Consider the following 2,546-nt stretch of genomic DNA (forward strand, 5'->3'; position numbering starts at 1 on the left):
GCGGAGTTCCACGCGGGAAGTGACGGTTCGGCTGCATACCTAGACGAACCGTCGCGCGATTCTCAGAAGTGCGTCCACCCCGCCGGCCCCGCGTAGACCTCGCCATCGACGGTGACCGGCTCGTCGCCCGGCTCGCCGATCGTCCCGATCACGGTCCACCCCTCCGGCAACTCGACCTCGGGTGGGAACGCGGCGAGCAGGGAGTGGTCCTCGCCCCCGCCCAGCACGAACGCGAGCGCGTCCGCGCCGGTCGCCGAGGCGACAGCCTTGAGCTCGTCAGGGATGGTCAGCGCCGAGGTGTGAACGTCGATGGAGACCTCGGACGCCTCGGCGATGTGCCGAGCCTCGGCCAAGAGCCCGTCGGAGACGTCGATCAGTGCCGAGGCGCCGGCCGCCGCGGCGGCCGGGCCGGCTGCGTACGGCGGTTGCGGGCGGCGGTAGGCGTCGACCAGCACACGCGGCGACCGGAACCCTCGTTTGAGGATCGCCAGGCCGGCAGCGGCCCATCCCTGCCGGCCGCACAGCGCGAGTACGTCGCCGGGCTCCGCCCCGGAGCGGAGGACCGGTGCTTGGGCGACCGCGCCGATGGCGGTCACGGAGATGACGATCTGGTCAGCGCCGGTGACGTCACCGCCGACGACCGAGGCACCCACCAGCGAGCATTCCGAGGCGAACCCCTCCGCGAAGTCGACCGCCCACTCGGCGGGAAGGTCGGCGGGAACGGCGAGGCCGAGGGTCATCGAGTGCGCGACGCCGCCCATCGCGGCGATGTCGGCGAGGTTCTGACCCGCCGCTCGGTGACCGACGTGGGACGCCTCGGCCCAATCGCGGCGGAAGTGGCGCCCCTCGACGAGCAGGTCGGTCGAGACCACCACGTGACCCTGCTTGACCCGCAGCAGCGCGGCGTCGTCACCGGGGCCCACCAGCACCTGCTCACCCTGGGCGAAGTGCTTGGTCATCTCGGTGATCAGCCCGAACTCGCCGACGTCGGCGAGTGTCGTGTCCCTCGGAAAAGCCATACCCGTATCCAACCCTCCCGGCGATGCCCGGAGATACCGGGACACGCATCACCGTGTCTTATCCCCAGGGCCGGTGTAGGTCGAGCGACAGATAACGCGATAGGTTACATGCCTGACGTTGTGCCAAGGAAGGCACGGAGAACAGGAGCAGCACCATGGTCGTACAGGCGTACATCCTCATCCAGACCGACGTCGGCAAGGCCGCGGAGGTCGCCACCGAGATCGGCAAGATCCAGGGCGTGACCCTGGCTGAGGACGTCACCGGTCCGTACGACGTGATCGTCCGTGCCGAGGCTCGCAACGTCGACGAGCTCGGCAAGATGGTCGTGGCTCGCGTCCAGAGCCTCGAAGGCATCACCCGCACCCTGACCTGCCCGGTCGTCCACATCTGATTCACTGCTCCACCCGGCAGTCTGTTAGAACGAAGCCATGAGCAAACCTCCTCTTCCCGGGCCCGTCGCCGTCATCGCCGGCGGGCTGAGCCACGAGCGCGACGTGTCGCTGGCCTCTGGCCGCAACCTCGTGCGCGAGCTGTCGGCCCTGGGAGTCGAGGTGGCTGCGTACGACTTCGACCGGGCGCTGCTGCACAACCTCGAACGCGACAAGGCGGTCGTGGCGCTGCCGGCTCTGCACGGCCAGTTCGGTGAGGACGGCGAGATCCAGACGCTCCTGGAGCTGATCGGGATCCCGTACGTCGGCACCGTCTCCACCTCCTGCCGCGTCGCGTTCGACAAGGCCGCTGCCCGCGAGCTCCTGCGCCGCGGGGGCATCCCGGTGCCGGACTCGGTCTCGCTGTCGTCCACGACGTTCCGCGACGTCGGCGCGCCGGTGCTCATGGAGCATGTCATCTCGCGGATGGGCGAGCGGGTCGTGGTCAAGCCCTCGCGCGGCGGCTCGGCCCTCGGCGTCACCGGCGTCGACGGCCTCTCCGCCCTCCCCGCGGCCCTGGTCAAGACCTACGCCTACTGCGACGAGGCCCTCATCGAGCGCTTCTACGCCGGCATCGACGTCTCCGTGGTCGTCCACGAAACCGACGAGGGGGTCAAGCCGCTGACCCCGATCGCCATCGACTTCAGCAAGGGCCACGAGTTCGACTTCGCGGCGCGCTACACCGCCGAGTTCGTCGGCTTCGGCCGCCCCGACCTCCCCGACGAGCTGCTCGCCGAGCTGGGCGAGACCGCCGTACGCGCCCACGAGCTGCTCGGCATGCGCGACATCTCCCGCACCGACTTCATGGTCACCCCCGACGGCAGCTTCGTCGTCCTCGAGGTCGCCATCACCCCCGGCGCCACCGAGACCAGCGTCTTCCCCTTCGCCGCCAAGCACGACGGCACATCCATGGGCGAGGTCACCCTCGCCCTCCTCAAGCGCGCTCTCGCCCGCTGACGTCGGCCGCTGTGGGATACCCGGTCGACCGGGTATCCCTGGACTTGGCGGGCACTGAAACGGCCGTCAAGCACACGAAGCGACTGTCAAGTTCTCTGACCGTCTCAATCAGCGGCCCAAGTTGCTGGGCCAACGGGCCGA

At 69.5% G+C, this 2,546-nt stretch carries 3 protein-coding genes; 2 read left to right on the plus strand and 1 reads right to left on the minus strand.

Annotated elements, in window-relative coordinates; all coding sequences use genetic code 11:
- Positions 1-62: 62 nt before the first annotated feature.
- Positions 63-1,019: a thiamine-phosphate kinase gene (locus tag ACFVJS_RS27490; protein WP_378886720.1), complete on the minus strand. Its 957-nt coding sequence runs from the start codon at positions 1,017-1,019 to the stop codon at positions 63-65.
- 155 nt (positions 1,020-1,174) lie between these two features.
- On the opposite strand from ACFVJS_RS27490, the gene ACFVJS_RS27495 reads away from it, so the two are divergent.
- Entirely contained in the window at positions 1,175-1,411 is a 237-nt protein-coding gene (locus ACFVJS_RS27495) for an Lrp/AsnC family transcriptional regulator (protein WP_008358330.1), read from the plus strand.
- 37 nt (positions 1,412-1,448) lie between these two features.
- Complete coding sequence (locus tag ACFVJS_RS27500) at positions 1,449-2,405, plus strand: D-alanine--D-alanine ligase (RefSeq protein ID WP_165110311.1); 957 nt, start codon at positions 1,449-1,451, stop codon at positions 2,403-2,405.
- Positions 2,406-2,546 lie beyond the last annotated feature (141 nt).

The sequence above is a fragment of the Nocardioides sp. NPDC057772 genome, assembly GCF_042798075.1.
Classification (GTDB): Bacteria; Actinomycetota; Actinomycetes; order Propionibacteriales; family Nocardioidaceae; genus Nocardioides.

Excerpts from the sequence above, each read along its gene's own strand:
- ACFVJS_RS27490 (WP_378886720.1), bottom strand. The coding sequence starts at position 1,019 with ATGGCTTTTCCGAGGGACACGACACTCGCCGACGTCGGCGAGTTCGGG.
- ACFVJS_RS27495 (WP_008358330.1), top strand. The coding sequence starts at position 1,175 with ATGGTCGTACAGGCGTACATCCTCATCCAGACCGACGTCGGCAAGGCC.
- ACFVJS_RS27500 (WP_165110311.1), top strand. The coding sequence starts at position 1,449 with ATGAGCAAACCTCCTCTTCCCGGGCCCGTCGCCGTCATCGCCGGCGGG.